This window comes from Pantoea stewartii, from assembly GCF_011044475.1.
Taxonomy (GTDB): Bacteria; Pseudomonadota; Gammaproteobacteria; order Enterobacterales; family Enterobacteriaceae; genus Pantoea; species Pantoea stewartii.
Genome location: NZ_CP049115.1, coordinates 3,685,720 through 3,702,943, shown reverse-complemented (window position 1 = coordinate 3,702,943; position 17,224 = coordinate 3,685,720). Strand labels below are relative to the sequence as shown.

General features: G+C 56.4%; 15 protein-coding genes. 9 read left to right on the top strand and 6 right to left on the bottom strand.

Going from position 1 to position 17,224, the window contains the following annotated elements; translation table 11 throughout:
* Nucleotides 1-8: 8 nt before the first annotated feature.
* The 4 genes from fhuC to hrpB form a co-directional block, all read right to left on the bottom strand.
* Nucleotides 9-803, bottom strand: a complete 795-nt coding sequence (gene fhuC / locus G5574_RS17375; protein WP_164482966.1) for a Fe3+-hydroxamate ABC transporter ATP-binding protein FhuC — start codon at nucleotides 801-803, stop codon at nucleotides 9-11.
* A 39-nt stretch (nucleotides 804-842) separates the two neighbouring features.
* Nucleotides 843-3,044, bottom strand: a complete 2,202-nt coding sequence (gene fhuA, locus G5574_RS17370) for a ferrichrome porin FhuA (protein WP_164482965.1) — start codon at nucleotides 3,042-3,044, stop codon at nucleotides 843-845.
* A gap of 198 nt (nucleotides 3,045-3,242) precedes the next feature.
* Nucleotides 3,243-5,774, bottom strand: coding sequence for a bifunctional glycosyl transferase/transpeptidase (gene mrcB / locus G5574_RS17365; RefSeq protein ID WP_039338694.1), 2,532 nt, complete (start codon nucleotides 5,772-5,774; stop codon nucleotides 3,243-3,245).
* 83 nt (nucleotides 5,775-5,857) lie between these two features.
* Nucleotides 5,858-8,353, bottom strand: a complete 2,496-nt coding sequence (gene hrpB, locus G5574_RS17360) for an ATP-dependent helicase HrpB (protein WP_164482964.1) — start codon at nucleotides 8,351-8,353, stop codon at nucleotides 5,858-5,860.
* 36 nt (nucleotides 8,354-8,389) lie between these two features.
* Here hrpB and thpR point away from each other — a divergent pair, with 36 nt between their 5' ends.
* From thpR to panD, 9 genes are all read left to right on the top strand, one after another.
* Nucleotides 8,390-8,917, top strand: coding sequence for an RNA 2',3'-cyclic phosphodiesterase (gene thpR, locus G5574_RS17355; RefSeq protein ID WP_033740295.1), 528 nt, complete (start codon nucleotides 8,390-8,392; stop codon nucleotides 8,915-8,917).
* Between the two features lie 11 nt (nucleotides 8,918-8,928).
* Nucleotides 8,929-9,633, top strand: a complete 705-nt coding sequence (sfsA, locus tag G5574_RS17350; RefSeq protein ID WP_133745543.1) for a DNA/RNA nuclease SfsA — start codon at nucleotides 8,929-8,931, stop codon at nucleotides 9,631-9,633.
* A 247-nt stretch (nucleotides 9,634-9,880) separates the two neighbouring features.
* Nucleotides 9,881-10,336 carry an RNA polymerase-binding protein DksA gene (gene dksA, locus G5574_RS17345; protein ID WP_006117731.1) on the top strand — a complete coding sequence of 152 codons (456 nt, stop codon included), beginning with the start codon at nucleotides 9,881-9,883 and terminating at the stop codon, nucleotides 10,334-10,336.
* 70 nt (nucleotides 10,337-10,406) lie between these two features.
* Nucleotides 10,407-11,288 carry a tRNA glutamyl-Q(34) synthetase GluQRS gene (gluQRS, locus tag G5574_RS17340; protein ID WP_039338699.1) on the top strand — a complete coding sequence of 294 codons (882 nt, stop codon included), beginning with the start codon at nucleotides 10,407-10,409 and terminating at the stop codon, nucleotides 11,286-11,288.
* A gap of 86 nt (nucleotides 11,289-11,374) precedes the next feature.
* Nucleotides 11,375-12,793 carry a polynucleotide adenylyltransferase PcnB gene (gene pcnB / locus G5574_RS17335; protein ID WP_203232196.1) on the top strand — a complete coding sequence of 473 codons (1,419 nt, stop codon included), beginning with the start codon at nucleotides 11,375-11,377 and terminating at the stop codon, nucleotides 12,791-12,793.
* Nucleotides 12,790-13,275, top strand: a complete 486-nt coding sequence (gene folK / locus G5574_RS17330) for a 2-amino-4-hydroxy-6-hydroxymethyldihydropteridine diphosphokinase (protein ID WP_054634482.1) — start codon at nucleotides 12,790-12,792, stop codon at nucleotides 13,273-13,275. Before pcnB ends, folK begins: the two co-directional genes overlap by 4 nt.
* 83 nt (nucleotides 13,276-13,358) lie before the next feature.
* On the top strand, nucleotides 13,359-14,153 hold the full coding sequence (panB, locus tag G5574_RS17325) for a 3-methyl-2-oxobutanoate hydroxymethyltransferase (protein WP_033740290.1): 795 nt from the start codon (nucleotides 13,359-13,361) through the stop codon (nucleotides 14,151-14,153).
* 15 nt (nucleotides 14,154-14,168) lie between these two features.
* Nucleotides 14,169-15,023 (top strand): pantoate--beta-alanine ligase, encoded by an 855-nt coding sequence (panC, locus tag G5574_RS17320; RefSeq protein ID WP_033740347.1) that lies wholly within the window; start codon nucleotides 14,169-14,171, stop codon nucleotides 15,021-15,023.
* Between the two features lie 51 nt (nucleotides 15,024-15,074).
* Nucleotides 15,075-15,455 (top strand): aspartate 1-decarboxylase, encoded by a 381-nt coding sequence (gene panD, locus G5574_RS17315; RefSeq protein ID WP_033740289.1) that lies wholly within the window; start codon nucleotides 15,075-15,077, stop codon nucleotides 15,453-15,455.
* A gap of 52 nt (nucleotides 15,456-15,507) precedes the next feature.
* Here the strand turns inward: panD and G5574_RS17310 are convergent, their stop codons facing one another.
* Both G5574_RS17310 and G5574_RS17305 read right to left on the bottom strand, forming a co-directional pair.
* Nucleotides 15,508-16,278 carry an ABC transporter permease gene (locus tag G5574_RS17310; protein WP_006117722.1) on the bottom strand — a complete coding sequence of 257 codons (771 nt, stop codon included), beginning with the start codon at nucleotides 16,276-16,278 and terminating at the stop codon, nucleotides 15,508-15,510.
* Nucleotides 16,275-17,201 carry an ABC transporter ATP-binding protein gene (locus tag G5574_RS17305; RefSeq protein WP_006117721.1) on the bottom strand — a complete coding sequence of 309 codons (927 nt, stop codon included), beginning with the start codon at nucleotides 17,199-17,201 and terminating at the stop codon, nucleotides 16,275-16,277. The genes G5574_RS17310 and G5574_RS17305 overlap by 4 nt, the downstream gene beginning before the upstream one ends.
* Nucleotides 17,202-17,224 lie beyond the last annotated feature (23 nt).

Below are 17,224 nucleotides of genomic sequence, written 5' to 3'. Positions count from 1 at the left end.
TCGTATCCTTAACACACAAAACTCACCGGCGCGCCGCCGCCAGGATGGGGGAAGATGCCCATTGGGATACCGTAAATCGCCTGCAGCACATCTGCCTGCATAATGTGTTCTGGTCCACCTTCTGCAATCAGTTCGCCGCCGCGCAAGGCGACCAGATGGTCACAATAGCGAGCCGCCATATTAATATCGTGTAAGACGGTAATGACCGTTAAGCCATGTTCATGGCTCAGCGTCTGAATCAGCGCCAGCACATCCACCTGGTGGGCAATATCCAGCGCAGAGGTAGGTTCATCCAGCAACAGGCAGCGGCTGTTCTGAGCGACCATCATTGCCAGCCATGCACGCTGGCGCTCCCCACCGGAGAGGCTGTCGACCAGCCGCGAGGCGAATGGCGTTAGTCCAACCCGCGCGATTGCCTGCGCGACCCGCTCGCGATCGTCCTGCGTAAAGCGCCCCAGCGCACCATGCCAGGGATAACGCCCAATGGCCACCAACTCACGTACCGTCATGCCTTCCGCAGCCGGTAACTGCTGCGGCAAATAGGCGACCTCACGGGCAAACGCTTTGCTACTCCAGCGATCAACAGACTGTTCGTTGAGCAGAACCCGCCCTTCACTGGCCGCGTGATGCCGCCCCAGCATTTTTAACAGCGTGGATTTCCCTGAACCATTGTGCCCAATCAGCGCGGTGACTTTACCTGGCGTAAAAGCGAGAGAAACGGGATGAAGGAGCGTACGGCCCGGTACGCGAAAGCTGGCGTTATCCAGTCGGAAGGCGGTCTGTTGGTACTGCGGAAGCTGCATGGTTATCCCTGTAAACGGGCGCCGAAGCGCCCTCATCGATCAGAACCGGAACGTGGCGGTGCCGACAATTTGTCGCTCTGCGCCCCAGTAGCACGCGTATTCACGGTAGCAACTGGCAACGTAGTCACGGTTAAACAGGTTGTTAACGTTAACGCCAACCGTTGAGCCAGGCAAACCAAAACGGCCTAAATCATATTTCAACGCGGCATCGACGGTAGTGTAACCCGCGACGGTGAAGTTTTGGTTCACGTCGGGACCCGCACTGTATAATCCCTGTGTTTCGCCCACATAACGGATGCCCGCGCCCAACGTTACGCCGGACAGCGCCGTTTCATGGAAGGTATAGTCGCTCCACAGCGAGGCCATGTGCTTAGGCACCTGCACCGGGGTTTTGCCTTTGAGCTGTGTATCTTCCGTATATTCAGCATCGGTGTAGGTATAAGACGCGGTCAGGTTGACGTTGGCATTGAGGGCCGCCTTGGCTTCCAGTTCGACACCGCGAGAACGGATTTCGCCGCTCTGGATGCGGAAAAGGGTATGGTCAGGATCGGCTGTTAAATTTTTAGACTTAGTGAGTTCATAAATCGCAGCCGTAACCACGACAGGACGATCTTTCGGCACATATTTCACTCCCGTTTCGTACTGCTTAGCACGCGATGGGTCGAAAGGTTGCCCGCTCACTGTCGTCCCGGCCGTTGGGATAAAGGATTCGCTATAACTGAAATAAGGCGCGATACCGTTATCAAAAACGTAGTTTACGCCGCCACGCCAGGTGAAGGCCTGATCATGATTTTTGACTTCGGTATTGGTGTCGCGATTTAACGCAGATGTCATCGCGTAATCATAACGGCTGCCTAACGTCAGCACCCAACGATCCCACGCCATTTGATCCTGCGCGTAAAGGCCGGTTTGTTCCTGTTTGTTCAGATAACGATAGGGGAAAGGCGTGCCGTTAAGCGAATCATTACCGTACTGAGGAGCAACCGCATTCAAAGGAAATGCTGAACCAAACGCTGCGTTGATATCATTACGCATACGTTGATAATCCACACCAAGCAAAAGCGTATGGTCGAGTTGACCGGTTGCAAATTTTGCCTGTGCCTGGTTATCGACGGCGAACTCATTCAGTTTTTCGTCTGAAGTGGCATAACCTCGCGTGATTTCCTGGGTGGCGGCGTTAAATCCATTGCCATAAATGCTGCGGTAATCCGTCGTTAACTCGGCATAACGCAGGTTCTGGCGTACCGTCCAGGTCTCATCAAAACGGTGTTCAAAGCTGTAGCCGACCATTTTGGTGTTACGGGAGATGCGATTGCTCTTCTCCCCTTCATCAAAGTTGGTGGGCAGTTTGTACTGACTGCCATCAGGGCGCGTAATGGGCACGACCGTGCCTTCACGCGGTAACCAGCCGTAATAACCCGTGTCCGGTTCATTCTGGAAGTAGGTCAGCAGATCCAGACGGGTGTTTTCGTCTGGTCGCCAGCTGAAGGACGGCGCGATGGTGTAGCGCTTTTGCTTGTTGTTCGCCTGCTGGGCATCCTGGCTGCTCGCCAGGCCTGTCAGACGGTAGCTGTAAACGCCTGCGTCATCGATCGCACCGCCAAAATCAAAGCCGGTGGAGTAAAGATTGTGATTGCCCATCTGGAACTGCACTTCACGCAGCGTTTCCTGGGTGGGACGTTTACTGACCAGCGCGACCACACCGCCCGGGTTGCTCTTACCGTACAGCACCGACACCGGCCCGCGCAGCAGCTCAGCCCGCTCCAGGAAATAGGGATCAATAGCGAATTCCGAGTAGTTGTCGCCCTGCAGCTTCAACCCATCGAGATACTGGTTGGTGTTGGTTTCGCTAAAACCGCGAATTGACAACGCATCATAGACGCCTGAACTGCCGCGGTTACCGGTAAGCACACCCGGCGTGTAATTAAAGGCCTGCTTCACGCTGGTGACGCTGCGCATCTCCATCTCTTCCCGCGTCACCACAGAAACCGACTGCGGATTCTTTTCAATCGGCGTGTCCGTTTTGGTGCCGGTGGCGCTGTGTTTTGCGGCGATGGTGGGCGCCGGGCCCCACGCGTTTTCCTGCGCCACCGCACTACCGCCATTTGCAGATACCACCACCGTTTGTTCAGCGTAAGCCATTACGCTTGCGCCGCTGGTCACCAGGGCAATGATCAAAGCCAGAGGCCGACGCGTAAATACGCCGGATGGAGAAGCAAAAGGGATAGAACGCGCTGTCATGAAGGTGTCTCTCAAATGGGGATGATTAAGCGAATCGAAACGATAATGATTATTATAACGATTGGATAATATGCGAAGTCTCGCAATTTCTGCAAGCAGAATTCCCCGGCGTGGCGTCGTGTCACGGGCGATAACAAGGGGTTTTGATGTGGAATAAAAAAAGGCACCGAAGTGCCTTTTTCATCCGCGTTTGACGGGTTATTTGCCGAACATATCTTTTATCCAGCCGGCAACGCCGTTGCTGTCTTTTTGTTCCTGCTGTTGCTGCTGCTGTAACTGCTGTTGTTGCTGGTCCTGCATCTGCTGCTGTTGTTGCATTTGCTGAACCTGCTGTTGCTGCTGCTGGCAGAGCGCATTTGGATCCAGCGTCCAGACAGGCAGCGTGCGCCATGTGCTGCTTCCTGAACCGCAAACAAAGTTACCCGCAGTATCGATGTTCATCATCGTCACATCTTCCGGCGGTGTAAGCTGCAGCGGCATCGGAGCCTGATTGTCCAGGTAGCGGCGGTAAATCTGCATCGCCCCGCTGGCACCATAGAGTTTGGTCGGCTGGTTGTTATCACGGCCAACCCAGGTGATCGCCACTTCTTTACCATCAATCCCGGCAAACCAGCTGTCGACCAGATCGTTCGTGGTGCCGGTTTTCCCTGCCAGGTGCGCATTCGGGAAACGTGCCCCCAGCGCCCGGGCGGTACCGCGATCGACGACCTGTTGCATGGTATACAGCGTTAAGTAAGCCGCCTGTGCCGGTTCTACGCGCTGCGCCTGCGGGAAGCTCTGGTACAGCACGGTACCGTCTTCCGCGATGACCGAACGCACGGCTGACAGCTCTGCATGATTCCCACCGCTGGCAATGGACTGGAAGGCCTGAGCCACTTCCACAGGCGTCAGGTTGAGTGCGCCCAGTAACATCGCCGGAACCGGATTCAGCTGATCTTTAGGCACACCCAGCTTCGTCCAGGTGTCCACCACCGCATTCAGTCCCAGCGTCATGCCCAGGTTAACCGTTGGCACGTTCATGGAGTTCGTCAGCGCATCGACCAGCATCACTTTGCCACTAAAGCGCCGGTCGTCGTTCATGGGTTTCCAGATGCTGCCATTCGGCTGTTTCAGCGCGATAGGCTCATCCGCAATCCAGCTGTTCAGGCGGTAAGTGTTGGGTTGACTCAGCGCGGTCAGATAGGTGGCCGGTTTCGCCAGCGAGCCGATGGATCGGCGCGCCTGCAACGCGCGGTTATACCCGGCAAACTGCGGATCAGCCCCACCGACCATCGCGCGAACTTCACCCGTAAAGCGGTCAACGACCACCATTGCGGTTTCCAGATCTTTCAGACCGCGCTGTTTTTTCAGGGTGGGAATACCGTCTACAACGGCTTTTTCGGCCGCATCCTGAGAAACCGGATCCAGGGTGGTGAAAATTTTCACGCCCGACAGATCTTTGACTTTGTCGCCCAGTTTTGCCTGAAGCTCATTACGCACCATCTGCATAAAGGCAGGCTGTGGCGTAATCACACCGCCTTTCGGCTGCACGCCCAGCGGACGGGCCGACAGCATGTCGTACAGTTCCTGATCGATCACTTTCTGCTGCTGCAGCAGGCGCAGCACCAGATTACGTCGTTCCAGGGCCAGTTTCGGGTTACGCCATGGGTTATAGAGCGATGCCCCTTTCACCATGCCCACCAGCATCGCCTGCTGATCGAGACTCAGCTCGTCAACCGGGCGGCCAAAATAGTAGAGGCTGGCCAGAGGGAAACCGCGGATCTGATCGTTACCTGCCTGACCGAGATACACCTCGTTCAGGTAAAGCTCCAGAATACGATCTTTGCTGTAACGGGCATCCATGATCACGGCCATATAGGCTTCACGGGCTTTACGCCACAGCGAACGCTCATTAGTCAGGAACAGGTTTTTGACCAGTTGCTGGGTAAGCGTACTGCCGCCCTGCACCGCTTTTCCGGCAGTGATGTTCGCCAGGAAGGCACGGCCAATGGAGTACGGGCTGATGCCGTCGTGCTCATAAAAGTGGCGATCTTCCGTTGCGATTAAGGTATCCACCAACAGATCAGGGAAACCGGCACGGGGAACGAACAAACGCTGTTCACCATTGGGTGACTGCAGCATCGTAATCAGACGAGGATCAAGCCGGAAGAAACCAAAATCACGCCCGGTTTCGACGTTCTTAATCTCACTCAGCTCATCTTTGCTGAATGTCATTCGGGCATGAATCTGCCCTTCTTTGCTGTCCGGGAAATCAAACGGGCGACGCAGCAGTTCAATGGTGTTGCCTTTGACCGAGAATTCTCCCGGACGCGTAATGCGCGAGACTTCGCGGTACTGCGTGCCTTCCAGCAGGGCAATCATTTCGCTTTTATTGTAGGCCATGCCAGGTTCGAGGCTGACCATACGACCGTAGACAGCAGCGGGCAGTTGCCACACTTTACCGTCAATACGGCTGCGAATTTCCGAATCGAGGTATACGCCCCACGCGGCCATGACCACTACAAATACCAGGAACAGCTTAATAAACCATCCCAGCCAACGGCGTTTGCCGCGCGGCGGTTTTCCACCTTTACCTTTACGTGGCACCGGCGCTTCCTCCTCGTAATCATCATCAAAATCGTCCTGAGCGACATCACTATCGATGTCTCTGCGCCGCCCACGGCGGGCGCTGTTGCGCGGTGGCAACGGTTTTCCTTTGCGCCCAATAGGTTCGCGATCGTTCCCAGACATTGGTTTCATTCTCCAGGCATAGCTTACGGCTGCGCCGCTACTCTAACTGCTTTCTTCACTGTCGCATGGCAGAACCCTCTGAATTAAACAGCGGGCCCGCCCTGTGACGTATTCTTTTTCGTCCGCCGGGTCGGTATTGCGGAGGCCGGATCGTCGGGCCAGGGATGTTTGGGATAACGCCCTTTCATTTCTTTTTGCACATCTTTATAGGCACCGCGCCAGAACGCCGCCAGATCGCGGGTGATCTGTAAGGGACGCTGGGCGGGCGATAACAGCTCCAGCACCAGCGGCACGCGACCTTCTGCGACGGCAGGATTACTGGCTTCGCCAAACATTTCCTGAATACGCACCGCCAGTGCGGGCGGTTTATCTGCATCATAGCGAATCGGCAGCCGACTTCCGGTGGGCACAGTGTAATGAGTTGGCAGCACAGTATCCAGCCGCTGACGTTGTGACCATGTGAGCAAATGTAAGAGCGCAGTGACCAGATTGACCGACTGCAGACTCTTCAGATCCCGCACGGCGCTCATCTGCGGTTGCAGCCAGCGATCCAGCGAGTCAAGCAGGCTGGCCTCATCGACGGCGGGCCAGTTCTCTTCGGGCAGCCACTGGGCGGCACACTGGATACGTAACCGCAGTTGCTCAGCCTCCGGCGTCCATCCCAGTACCGATAACCCCTTTTTAGCGACCCAGCGTAGCAGCGCGGCCTGTAACGCCTCCGCATCCGGTCGGGCAAGCGGCTGAGTCTTCAGTATCAGTTCGCCGATCTGCTCACGGCGTAAGGTGCGCAACGTGCCCTTCTCGTCATCCCATTCCACGTCGGTACGCTGTTCGACAAGCTGTGGACAGGCCTGCGTCAATGCCGCAAGCTCGACGGGAAGGGCCAGCAGGATACGTGCATCGGGGGCGCTGCTGCCCTGTAATAAGACAGGCGCAATGAGCCATTCGTAACGCGTGAGCGCCTGCTGTTCGTCCAGCCCTGCCCCCAGTCCGTTGGCTAACTGATAGCGTCCGCTGTTATCGCGTCGGCGCGCCAGACGATCGCGAAATCCCGCCGTTAACAACGCGGGAAAATGCGCGTCATCGACCCGTCCGCCTGTGACGCCAAGGCGTTTTTGCCAGTACTGCGCGCGCCGCAACCAGTGCGGTAAAGGCCGACAGAGAACATCACGTAGATCGACACTGCCCGCGCGGGGCGGATCCTCCAGCACGGCGACGAGTAGTGCCGCGCTGGCCACCGCATCGGCATCACGCCCTGCGGCGCATAATATAGCGCTCAGCCTGGCATCACTGCCGAGCTGCGCCATGCGTCTGCCCTGTGTGTTCAGTCGTCCTGATTCATCCAGCGCTCCAAGGCGCATCAGCTGCTGCTGCGCTGCCCGTAAGTGCTTTTCGGGTGGCCGATCGATCCACTGTAGCTGGTCGATGTCTGTACAGCCCCACTGCAGCAGTTCCAGCCACAATGACGCGAGATCGCTGTGCAGGATTTCGGCTTCGCCCTGTGCAGGCGCCCGTTCCGACTGCTCCTGTGAAGTCAGGTGCAGGCAGATGCCCGGCATCAGTCGTCCGGCACGTCCGGCGCGCTGCGTCATCGACGCCTGGCTGATGCGCTGAGTCTGCAACCGCGTCACGCCGCTGCGTGCATCAAACAGCGCGCGCCGCTCCTGGGCACTGTCCACGACCAGACGAATACCTTCGATCGTTAAGCTGGTTTCGGCAATATTGGTCGCCAGCACCACTTTGCGGCGTCCGGGGGCGGCAGGCAAAATAGCCTGCTGCTGAGCGGCCAGCGGAAGCGCGCCATAAAGCGGCGTTAAATCGACATCCTCATCGACACGGGTTTCCAGCTCGCGTTTTACGCGCGCTATCTCTGCCACGCCGGGCAGAAAAAGCAGCAGCGAGCCGCTTTCCTGTCGAAGCAACTGCGCGACTTCACGCGCTACCGCCTCGTCAAAACGCAGGCTCGGGCTCAACGGAGCATAACGCCGTTCGACCGGATAGCTGCGCCCTTCTGAGGCAATCAGCGGCGCGTCCGGTAGCAGCGTCGCCAGGCGAGTATTATCGAGCGTGGCTGACATCAGCAAAATTTTCAGATCGTCACGCAATCCCTGCTGAACATCCAGCAACAGCGCCAGCGCCAGATCCGCCTGCAGGCTGCGCTCATGAAATTCATCCAGAATCACCAGCGACACGCCATCCAGCATCGGATCCTGCTGCAACATGCGCGTCAGAATACCTTCGGTCACCACCTCAAGCCGGGTCATGGGTCCGCTGCAGTTTTCGCCGCGCATGCGGTAACCCACCGTGGCGCCGGGCTGTTCGCCCAGTAGCTCAGCCAGCCGCTGCGCCACGTTGCGTGCGGCCAGTCGGCGTGGCTCCAGCATGATAATGCGCCCTGACAGCGCCTTGTGCTGTAACAGCTGAAGCGGTAACCAGGTGGATTTACCTGCGCCGGTAGGCGCAGCCAGCAGGACGTTCGAGGCCTGATCAAGGGCGCTCAGCAGGTCAGGCAACACCGCGCTGACGGGGAGATCACTCACCAAAAACTCCGCTAATGGCTGTGTTAAGATGGCGCGCATTGTAGCACTCATCCGTGAGGATTACCGGAGACCGCCATGGCGTTACAGCGCTTATTTTTTGCTATTGCCCCACCCGAAGACCTGCAACAGCAACTGGTGCAGTGGCGAGCTGATACCTTCAGTGAGGAGGCAGGTCGCCCGATTGCGGCCGCGAACCTTCATCTGACGCTGGCTTTTTTGGGCGAGGTCTCAGCGGAGACCTCAAAACAGCTGCAAACCCTGGCCTCGCGCATCCATCAGCCTGCTTTTGATGTGACGTTAGATGATGCGGGGCACTGGCCGCGCCCCGGCGTGGTCTGGCTGGGCTGTCAGCGCCCGCCCCGGGGATTGCTGCAGCTGGCAAGTCTGCTGCGCGCCCAGGCCGCCCGGCACGGCTGTGAGCAGCCCGCTCAGCCTTTTCATCCACACATCACCCTGCTGCGCTCGGCAACGCAACCCGTTGCCCTGCCCCCTCGCGGCTTTCTCTGGCGCTTTACGGCCAGTCAGTTTTCGCTTTTTGCCTCAGAGTACGTAAAAGGGCGGACGCGCTACCGGACACTGGCCACCTGGCCGTTACAGTCATAATCAGGAGCCCTATGCTTTTTTCCCCCGCCCTCAAACCGGCACGTCTGATTACCCGTTACAAACGCTTTCTGGCGGATGTCATTACGCCAGAAGGCGAAACGCTCACCATCCATTGTGCCAACACCGGCGCCATGACCGGCTGTGCAACGCCGGGTGATACCGTGTGGTACTCCACGTCCAACAGCCTGACACGCAAGTACCCGCACAGCTGGGAGATGACCGAGACGCAGCAAGGCCACTGGATTTGCGTGAATACGTTGCGCGCGAATCAACTGGTAAAGGAGGCGTTAAGCGAAAACCGAATTCTGCCGCTGTCGGGCTACGAAGCGTGTCGGGCTGAAGTAAAATACGGCAGCGAAAAAAGTCGAATTGATTTCCTGCTTACAGCACAGGACCGACCTGAGTGCTATATTGAGGTGAAATCCGTAACGCTTTTACAGGAAGGTAAAGGCTATTTTCCGGATGCGGTGACGATTCGAGGACAAAAACACCTGCGCGAGCTGAGTCAGGCTGCGGCAGAAGGTCATCGGGCCGTTTTGTTGTTTGCCGTTCTGCACTCGGGGATTGAGGACGTTTCCCCGGCGCGTCACATCGATGCGGCTTACGCAGAACAACTGGTACAGGCGCGGCTGAGTGGCGTGGAAATTTTGGCGTACCGGGCAGAACTGTCATCAGAAGGCATGTTTATTACAACGGCTGTTGACGTAACGTTGTAATATCAGTGGCATCCTTCTGTGATAGGACTATCTTCTGTCAGGGGCCAACTACGCTGTTCCTCACAGGCTTGTCAAGATGGGCGCAGGAATAATTGCCAACCTTGACAGCTTCTGTTATTTATAGCGGCCTGTTTTTCCCCGTTGGGGGATCGATGTACCCAAGAGTGCGTCATCAATGAAGGTTAGTGTGAATATACTGGCCGATGGCAATCGAAGGGTATAGTGCGTGTTATCCAGGAGAAACAACATGCAAGAAGGGCAAAACCGTAAAACATCGTCCCTGAGTATTCTCGCCATCGCTGGGGTGGAGCCTTATCAGGAGAAGCCGGGCGAAGAGTATATGAATGACGCGCAACTGGACCATTTTCGCAAGATTCTGGAAGCCTGGCGTAATCAATTGCGGGACGAAGTTGATCGCACCGTTACACACATGCAGGATGAAGCCGCTAACTTTCCGGACCCGGTTGACCGTGCCGCTCAGGAAGAGGAATTCAGCCTGGAACTGCGTAACCGCGATCGCGAGCGCAAGCTCATTAAAAAGATCGAAAAAACGCTGAAGAAAGTTGAAGATGACGACTTTGGCTATTGCGATTCCTGTGGCGTTGAGATCGGTATCCGCCGTCTTGAAGCGCGTCCGACGGCCGATCTGTGCATCGACTGTAAGACACTGGCAGAAATTCGTGAGAAGCAAATGGCGGGCTAATGTTGCCGTCTGACTGCAGCCATGCGGCGGGAAAAGGCCCTCTTTTTCCGCCGTCTGGTTCATGAAACCTATGGCATTCTCATCCTGTATCGGGCGCTTTGCGCCGTCTCCCTCTGGTGAACTCCACTTTGGATCGCTGATCGCTGCCTTAGGCAGTTACCTTAGCGCACGCGCGCAGCATGGCCGCTGGCTGGTGCGCATTGAGGATATTGATCCTCCCCGTGAAGTCGCAGGGGCCGCCACGCGTATTCTGCGCCAGTTAGAACAGTACGGTTTGCACTGGGACGGTGAAGTCATGTGGCAGTCACAGCGCCATGACGCTTATCGGGACGCCCTACAGTGGTTAAGAGCGCACCGGCAGAGTTATTACTGCACCTGCAGCCGAAGCCGCATTCAGCAGCTGGGTGGTTTTTACGACGGGCACTGCCGGGATGCAGGTTCAGGTCCGGAGAATGCGGCACTGCGGTTGCGTCAGCATGCGCCGGTTTTCCAGTTTGAAGACCGGTTACGGGGCACGCTTGTGGCCGATCGGCGGCTGGCTGAAGAGGATTTTATTATCCATCGTCGCGACGGCCTGTTTGCCTACAATCTGGCCGTGGTGGTTGATGACCATCATCAGGGCGTCACCGAGATCGTGCGTGGCGCAGACTTAATCGAGCCGACGGTGCGGCAGATTGCCCTTTATCGACAGTTTGGCTGGGCCGTTCCGGATTATCTGCATTTGCCGTTGGCCATCACTGCTGACGGACACAAACTTTCTAAGCAAAATCATGCGCCCGCGCTGCCGGATGGCGATCCGCGCCCGTGCCTGGTGCAGGCCTTACGGTTTCTGGGACAGCCGGTCAGCGAAGGCTGGCAGGACGATTCTCAGGAGAAACTGCTGTCTGATGCTGTGAAGCAGTGGAATATCGCTTTGATACCGCATGATAACGCCCTGAGAGCGGATGCATAGACAACAGCATTCTCAAATGATTCACAACAGGCTATGATTAGCCGCTGATTTTACCTACACCCTAATTGTCACTGTCGAGGTGTCCCATTTTTACCCGAGTCGCTAATTTTTGCCGGAAAGTCCTGAAGCGTGATGACGAGGAAGCACCAGCAGAGGTTGAACCTGAGAGTCATATGACCATCATTCCTCGTGAAAGCCACACCATCTCACGTAAAGACATCAGCGAAAATGCCCTCAAGGTGCTGTATCGTCTGAATAAAGCCGGTTATGAGGCCTACCTGGTGGGCGGTGGCGTTCGCGATTTACTGCTGGGGCAGAAGCCTAAAGACTTCGACGTGACCACAAACGCCACGCCGGAGCAGATGCGTAAACTGTTCCGCAACTGCCGTCTGGTTGGCCGCCGTTTTCGCCTGGCACATGTGATGTTTGGTCCGGAAGTGATCGAAGTGGCTACGTTCCGCGGTCATCATCAGATTGAAGAGAACAGCGAAGATCACAACAATTCCCAGCGTGCCCAGAGCGGTATGCTGCTACGGGACAATATTTTCGGCAGTATTGAAGATGATGCCCAACGGCGTGATTTAACCATTAACAGCCTGTATTACAGCGTGGCCGATTTTTCGGTGCGGGATTATGTTGGCGGCCTGAACGATCTGCAACAAGGCATCATTCGGTTGATCGGCGATCCGGAAACACGCTATCGCGAAGATCCGGTGCGCATGCTGCGCGTCGCGCGCTTCGCGGCCAAACTGAATATGCGCATTGCTCCTGAAACGGCAGAGCCCATTCCCCGCCTGGCATCGCTGTTACGCGATGTACCTGCTGCGCGCCTGTTTGAAGAGTCGCTAAAGCTGCTTCAGGCTGGTTATGGCTACAGCACCTGGCTAAAACTGTGTGAATATCAGTTATTCCAGCCGCTGTTCCCTACGCTGGCACGCAACTTTACCGAACAGGGCGACAGCCATATGGAGCGCATGCTCGCCCAGGTGCTGAAGAATACGGACAACCGCATTCAAAATGATATGCGCGTCAATCCGGCGTTTCTGTTCGCGGCCATGTTCTGGTATCCGCAGCTTGAAGCCGCCGAGCGCATTGCGCAGGAAAGCGGCCTGACTTATTACGATGCGTTTGCCCTGGCGATGAATGATACGCTGGATGAAGCCTGCCGTGCGCTGGCCATTCCTAAGCGCATTACGTCGCTGATTCGTGATATCTGGCAGTTGCAGTTACGCATGTCCCGTCGTCACGGTAAACGCGCCTGGAAGCTGATGGAGCATCCGAAGTTCCGTGCGGCTTATGATCTGCTGGCCCTGCGGGCTGAAGTGGAAAATAACCCGGAGCTGCTGCGCCTGAGTAAGTGGTGGGGAGAGTTCCAGGTCGCTGCGCCGCCGCAGCAGAAAACCATGCTCAACACGCTGGGAGACGATCCGGCACCGCGCAGCCGTACGCGCCGCCCGCGTCGTCGTTCTTCCGCGCCCCGTCGTGATAACTCTAACGCGTCATGACGCGCGTTTATCTGGCATTAGGCAGTAACCTTGCCGATCCGCTGCATCAGATTGATGCAGCGTTGTCAGCGCTGGATGCGCTCACCGGTGTTCAGCGCATCGCCACCTCGTCCTTTTACCGCACGCCACCTTATGGCCCACCCGATCAGCCCGATTATCTCAATGCGGCGGTGGCCCTCGAGACCACGTTGTCGGCTGAGGCCTTACTGGATGAGACGCAGCGCATCGAGCGGGAACATGGCCGGGTGCGTAAAGCCGAGCGCTGGGGGCCACGCACGCTGGATATTGATATTATGCTGTTTGGTTCAGAGCAGATTCACAGCGAACGCCTGATCGTCCCCCATTACGATATGCTGAACCGTGCGTTTATGCTGGTGCCGCTGCTGGAAATTGCGCCCGATCTGCGCCTGCCTGATGGCCGTCCGCTCCAGCCGCTTATGGCAACGCTTGACTGCGCCAGCATCCGTCCCTGGCACAGCTGACAATCTATTCGCGCGTCACAGATTCCGCTCAGCAACGCGATACAGTAAAATGCGTCCATCTGAATTTCTGAGCTGAGATCGTCATGAAACCCACCACCCTTTCTCATCTGCGTCAGTGCAAAGCGAGCGGTAAAAAATTCGCGACGCTGACCGCTTACGATTTTAGTTTTGCCCGCCTGTTTGCTGACGAAGGCATTCAGGTTCTGCTGGTTGGTGACTCGCTTGGCATGACGGTGCAGGGTCATGATTCCACGCTGCCCGTCACGGTAAGTGATATTGCTTACCATACCGCCGCCGTCCGCCGTGGTGCGCCTCACGCGCTCCTGTTAGCCGATTTGCCTTTCATGAGTTATGCCACACCACAGCAAACCTTTGATAACGCGGCGCAGCTCATGCGCGCCGGGGCCAATATGGTGAAGCTGGAAGGCGGCGCATGGCTGGCCGACAGCGTGCGCATGCTGACCGAACGCGCCGTGCCCGTGTGTGGTCATCTGGGCTTAACGCCACAGTCCGTAAATATTTTTGGCGGCTATAAAGTGCAGGGACGTGATGAAGCCGGTGCAGAGCAGCTTATGGCTGACGCGCTGGCGCTTGAGGCCGCAGGCGCACAGCTGATGGTGCTGGAATGCGTACCGGTTGCCCTGGCCCAGCGCGTAACGCAGGCACTGGCGATTCCGGTGATTGGTATTGGCGCAGGCAACGTGACCGATGGACAAATTCTGGTGATGCACGATGCGTTTGGCATTACCGGTGGACATATCCCTAAATTTGCAAAAAATTTCCTGGCGGAGACAGGCGACATCCGTGCCGCCATTCGCCGCTATATTGCTGAGGTTGAAGCAGGAAGCTACCCCGCAGCGGAACACAGTTTCCAGTAATTCAGGAGAATGGCAGTGCTGATCATCGACACTCTGCCCATGCTGCGCCGTGAAGTGCGCCGCTGGCGTCAGCAAGGTAAACGTATTGCGTTAGTGCCCACGATGGGCAATCTGCACGAAGGGCATTTAACGCTGGTAGATGAAGCGCGTGAGCGGGCCGATGTTGTGATCGTGTCGGTTTTCGTTAACCCGATGCAGTTTGATCGGCCTGACGATCTGGCGCGCTACCCGCGCACGCTGCAGGAAGACTGTGAGAAACTGAACCGCCATGCGGTGGATGTCGTCTTTGCGCCCTCGCCTGCTGAGGTGTATCCACACGGGCTGGCTAATCAGACCTTTGTCGAAGTGCCGGTGCTTTCATCTTTACTGGAAGGCGCCAGTCGTCCCGGCCATTTTCGCGGCGTGGCGACCATCGTCAGCAAGTTGTTTAATCTGGTTCAGCCCGATATCGCCTGCTTCGGCGAGAAAGATTTCCAGCAGTTAGCCATCATTCGTAAAATGGTGGCAGACATGGGGTTCGATATCGAGATTGTCGGCGTGCCTACGGTGCGAGCCAGGGACGGTCTGGCCCTGAGTTCACGTAACGGCTACCTCACTGAAGATGAGCGTAAGCTGGCACCTGGCCTGAGCCAGGTGATGAATGCGATGGCCGCCCGACTGGCTAATGGTGAACGGCAGATTGACGATATTATTGAAGACGCAACGCGGTCGCTGCAGGAAAAAGGATTGCGTCCGGATGGCCTGGCCATCTGTGATGCGGAAACGCTGCAGCCTCTGACGGTGGACAGTCAGCGGGCAGTCGTGTTAATGGCCGCCTGGCTGGGGAATGCACGGCTGATCGATAATCAACAGGTAGACCTCACGCAGTAGTCTTGCAGGCTGAGGGTCACTCTTTTTGGCTGTATAACAAGGTTTCTGACTATGATTCGTACGGTTTTACAAGGCAAACTGCATCGCGTTAAAGTCACGCAGGCGGACCTCAACTATGAAGGCTCCTGCGCCATCGATCAGGATTTCCTTGATGCTTCTGGCATCCTGCAATATGAAGCTATCGATATTTATAACGTGACCAACGGTCAGCGTTTCTCTACTTATGCCATTGCCGCTGAACGCGGATCGAAAATCATTTCGGTCAACGGTGCGGCCGCGCGCTGTGCCTGTGAAGGCGACATCCTGATTATCTGCTCGTATGTCCAGGTCGATGATGCAGAAGCGCGCCAGTGGCAGCCTAAAGTGGCCTACTTTGAAGGTGATAACCAGATGAAGCGTCTGGCGAAAGCGCTGCCGGTGCAGCTGGCCTGAGTCTGGTCGCATAAAAAAAAGCAGCGCTAACGCTGCTTTTTTTTCGCCGGTATCAGGTCCGCAATCCGCGGCCCCGCTGAATCAGAAAATACACGGCGATATAAAACACCACGATAAAGGCAATCAGTACCGACATGGTCAAGGTCAGAGGAACATCGTGAATGCCCAGAAAGCCAAAGCGGAAACCGCTGATCATATAAACCACCGGATTAAGTTTTGATACTGCCTGCCAGAAGGGCGGTAACAGCGTCAGCGAATAAAACACGCCGCCCAGATACGTTAGCGGCGTCAGCACAAACGTGGGGATCAGGCTGATATCGTCAAACGTGCGGGCAAACACCGCATTAATCAGTCCCGCCAGCGAGAACAGTACCGCGGTTAGCAGCAGCGTAATGGCCACCATCAGCCATGAATGCACATGAAACGGCACAAAGAACAGCGAAACGGCGGTCACCAGCACACCGACACAGATCCCGCGCGCAACGCCGCCGCCGACATAGCCAGCGATAATAATGTGCGTCGGTACCGGTGCCACCAGCAACTCTTCAATATTGCGCTGAAACTTGGCGCTAAAGAACGACGACGCCACGTTGGCATAGGCATTGGTGATCACCGACATCATAATGAGCCCTGGCACAATGAACTGCATATAGCTGAAGCCGTTCATATCGCCGATGCGCGCACCGATGAGGTTACCGAAGATGATAAAATACAGCGTCATGGTGATCACGGGCGGCACCAGCGTCTGGATCCAGATGCGGGCGAACCGGTTCACCTCTTTGGCCCAGATGCTTTTTAACGCCACCCAGTACAAATGTGTCATGCTTTTGCTCCTGTTTTTCCTTGCGTCAGGCCGACGAACAGCTCTTCCAGACGATTCGCTTTATTACGCATACTGAGAACCTGAACGCCCTGTGCGCTGAGCTGGCTAAACACGCTGTTCAGCCCCTGCTCGCGCAGGACTTCAACTTCGAGCGTCGAGGTATCCACTAACCGGTACTGGAAACCTTCCAGCGACGGTAACGGGCTGCGCGGGGCCAGATCCAGAATGAAGGTTTCGGATTTGAGCTTCGACAGCAGGGATTTCATTGAGGTGTTTTCAACCAGTTCACCATTTTGAATAATGCCGATATTGCGGCACAGCATTTCCGCTTCTTCAAGATAGTGAGTCGTCAAAATGATGGTCGTCCCCTGCGCATTCAAATCTTTCAGGAAAACCCACATCGACCGACGCAGTTCAATATCCACCCCGGCGGTAGGTTCATCCAGAATCAACAGTTTGGGCGCGTGCATCAGAGCACGGGCGATCATCAGACGGCGCTTCATCCCGCCAGACAACATGCGCGCCCTTTCGTGACGTTTCTCCCACAGGTCGAGCTGTTTAAGGTACTTTTCGGCCCGCTGAAGGGCCTCACGGCGCTCAACACCATAGTAACCGGCCTGGTTCACCACGATCTGCATGACCGTCTCGAACGGGTTGAAATTGAACTCCTGCGGCACCAGGCCCAGCTGGCGTTTGGCATTGACGACATCTTTTTCCAGATCGTAACCAAAGACGCGGACGCTGCCTTCCGACTTATTCACCAGCGAACTGATAATCCCGATGGTGGTCGATTTGCCCGCGCCGTTGGGTCCCAGTAGCGCATAAAAATCACCGGCTTCGACGTTAAGATCGATGCCCTTGAGCGCCTGTACGCCGCCGGGATAGGTCTTGGTCAGCCGGGAAAGTTCCAGTGCATAGGTCATTCTGAATACATACCCTGTTTTAT

What these genes read in the sequence shown, in the direction of transcription:
- G5574_RS17305 (WP_006117721.1), bottom strand. Translation starts at nt 17,201, where the DNA reads ATGACCTATGCACTGGAACTTTCCCGGCTGACCAAGACCTATCCCGGC.
- mrcB (WP_039338694.1), bottom strand. Translation starts at nt 5,774, where the DNA reads ATGTCTGGGAACGATCGCGAACCTATTGGGCGCAAAGGAAAACCGTTG.
- thpR (WP_033740295.1), top strand. Translation starts at nt 8,390, where the DNA reads ATGGCGTTACAGCGCTTATTTTTTGCTATTGCCCCACCCGAAGACCTG.
- sfsA (WP_133745543.1), top strand. Translation starts at nt 8,929, where the DNA reads ATGCTTTTTTCCCCCGCCCTCAAACCGGCACGTCTGATTACCCGTTAC.
- hrpB (WP_164482964.1), bottom strand. Translation starts at nt 8,353, where the DNA reads ATGCGCGCCATCTTAACACAGCCATTAGCGGAGTTTTTGGTGAGTGAT.
- fhuA (WP_164482965.1), bottom strand. Translation starts at nt 3,044, where the DNA reads ATGACAGCGCGTTCTATCCCTTTTGCTTCTCCATCCGGCGTATTTACG.
- panB (WP_033740290.1), top strand. Translation starts at nt 13,359, where the DNA reads ATGAAACCCACCACCCTTTCTCATCTGCGTCAGTGCAAAGCGAGCGGT.
- folK (WP_054634482.1), top strand. Translation starts at nt 12,790, where the DNA reads ATGACGCGCGTTTATCTGGCATTAGGCAGTAACCTTGCCGATCCGCTG.
- gluQRS (WP_039338699.1), top strand. Translation starts at nt 10,407, where the DNA reads ATGGCATTCTCATCCTGTATCGGGCGCTTTGCGCCGTCTCCCTCTGGT.
- fhuC (WP_164482966.1), bottom strand. Translation starts at nt 803, where the DNA reads ATGCAGCTTCCGCAGTACCAACAGACCGCCTTCCGACTGGATAACGCC.
- panD (WP_033740289.1), top strand. Translation starts at nt 15,075, where the DNA reads ATGATTCGTACGGTTTTACAAGGCAAACTGCATCGCGTTAAAGTCACG.
- G5574_RS17310 (WP_006117722.1), bottom strand. Translation starts at nt 16,278, where the DNA reads ATGACACATTTGTACTGGGTGGCGTTAAAAAGCATCTGGGCCAAAGAG.
- dksA (WP_006117731.1), top strand. Translation starts at nt 9,881, where the DNA reads ATGCAAGAAGGGCAAAACCGTAAAACATCGTCCCTGAGTATTCTCGCC.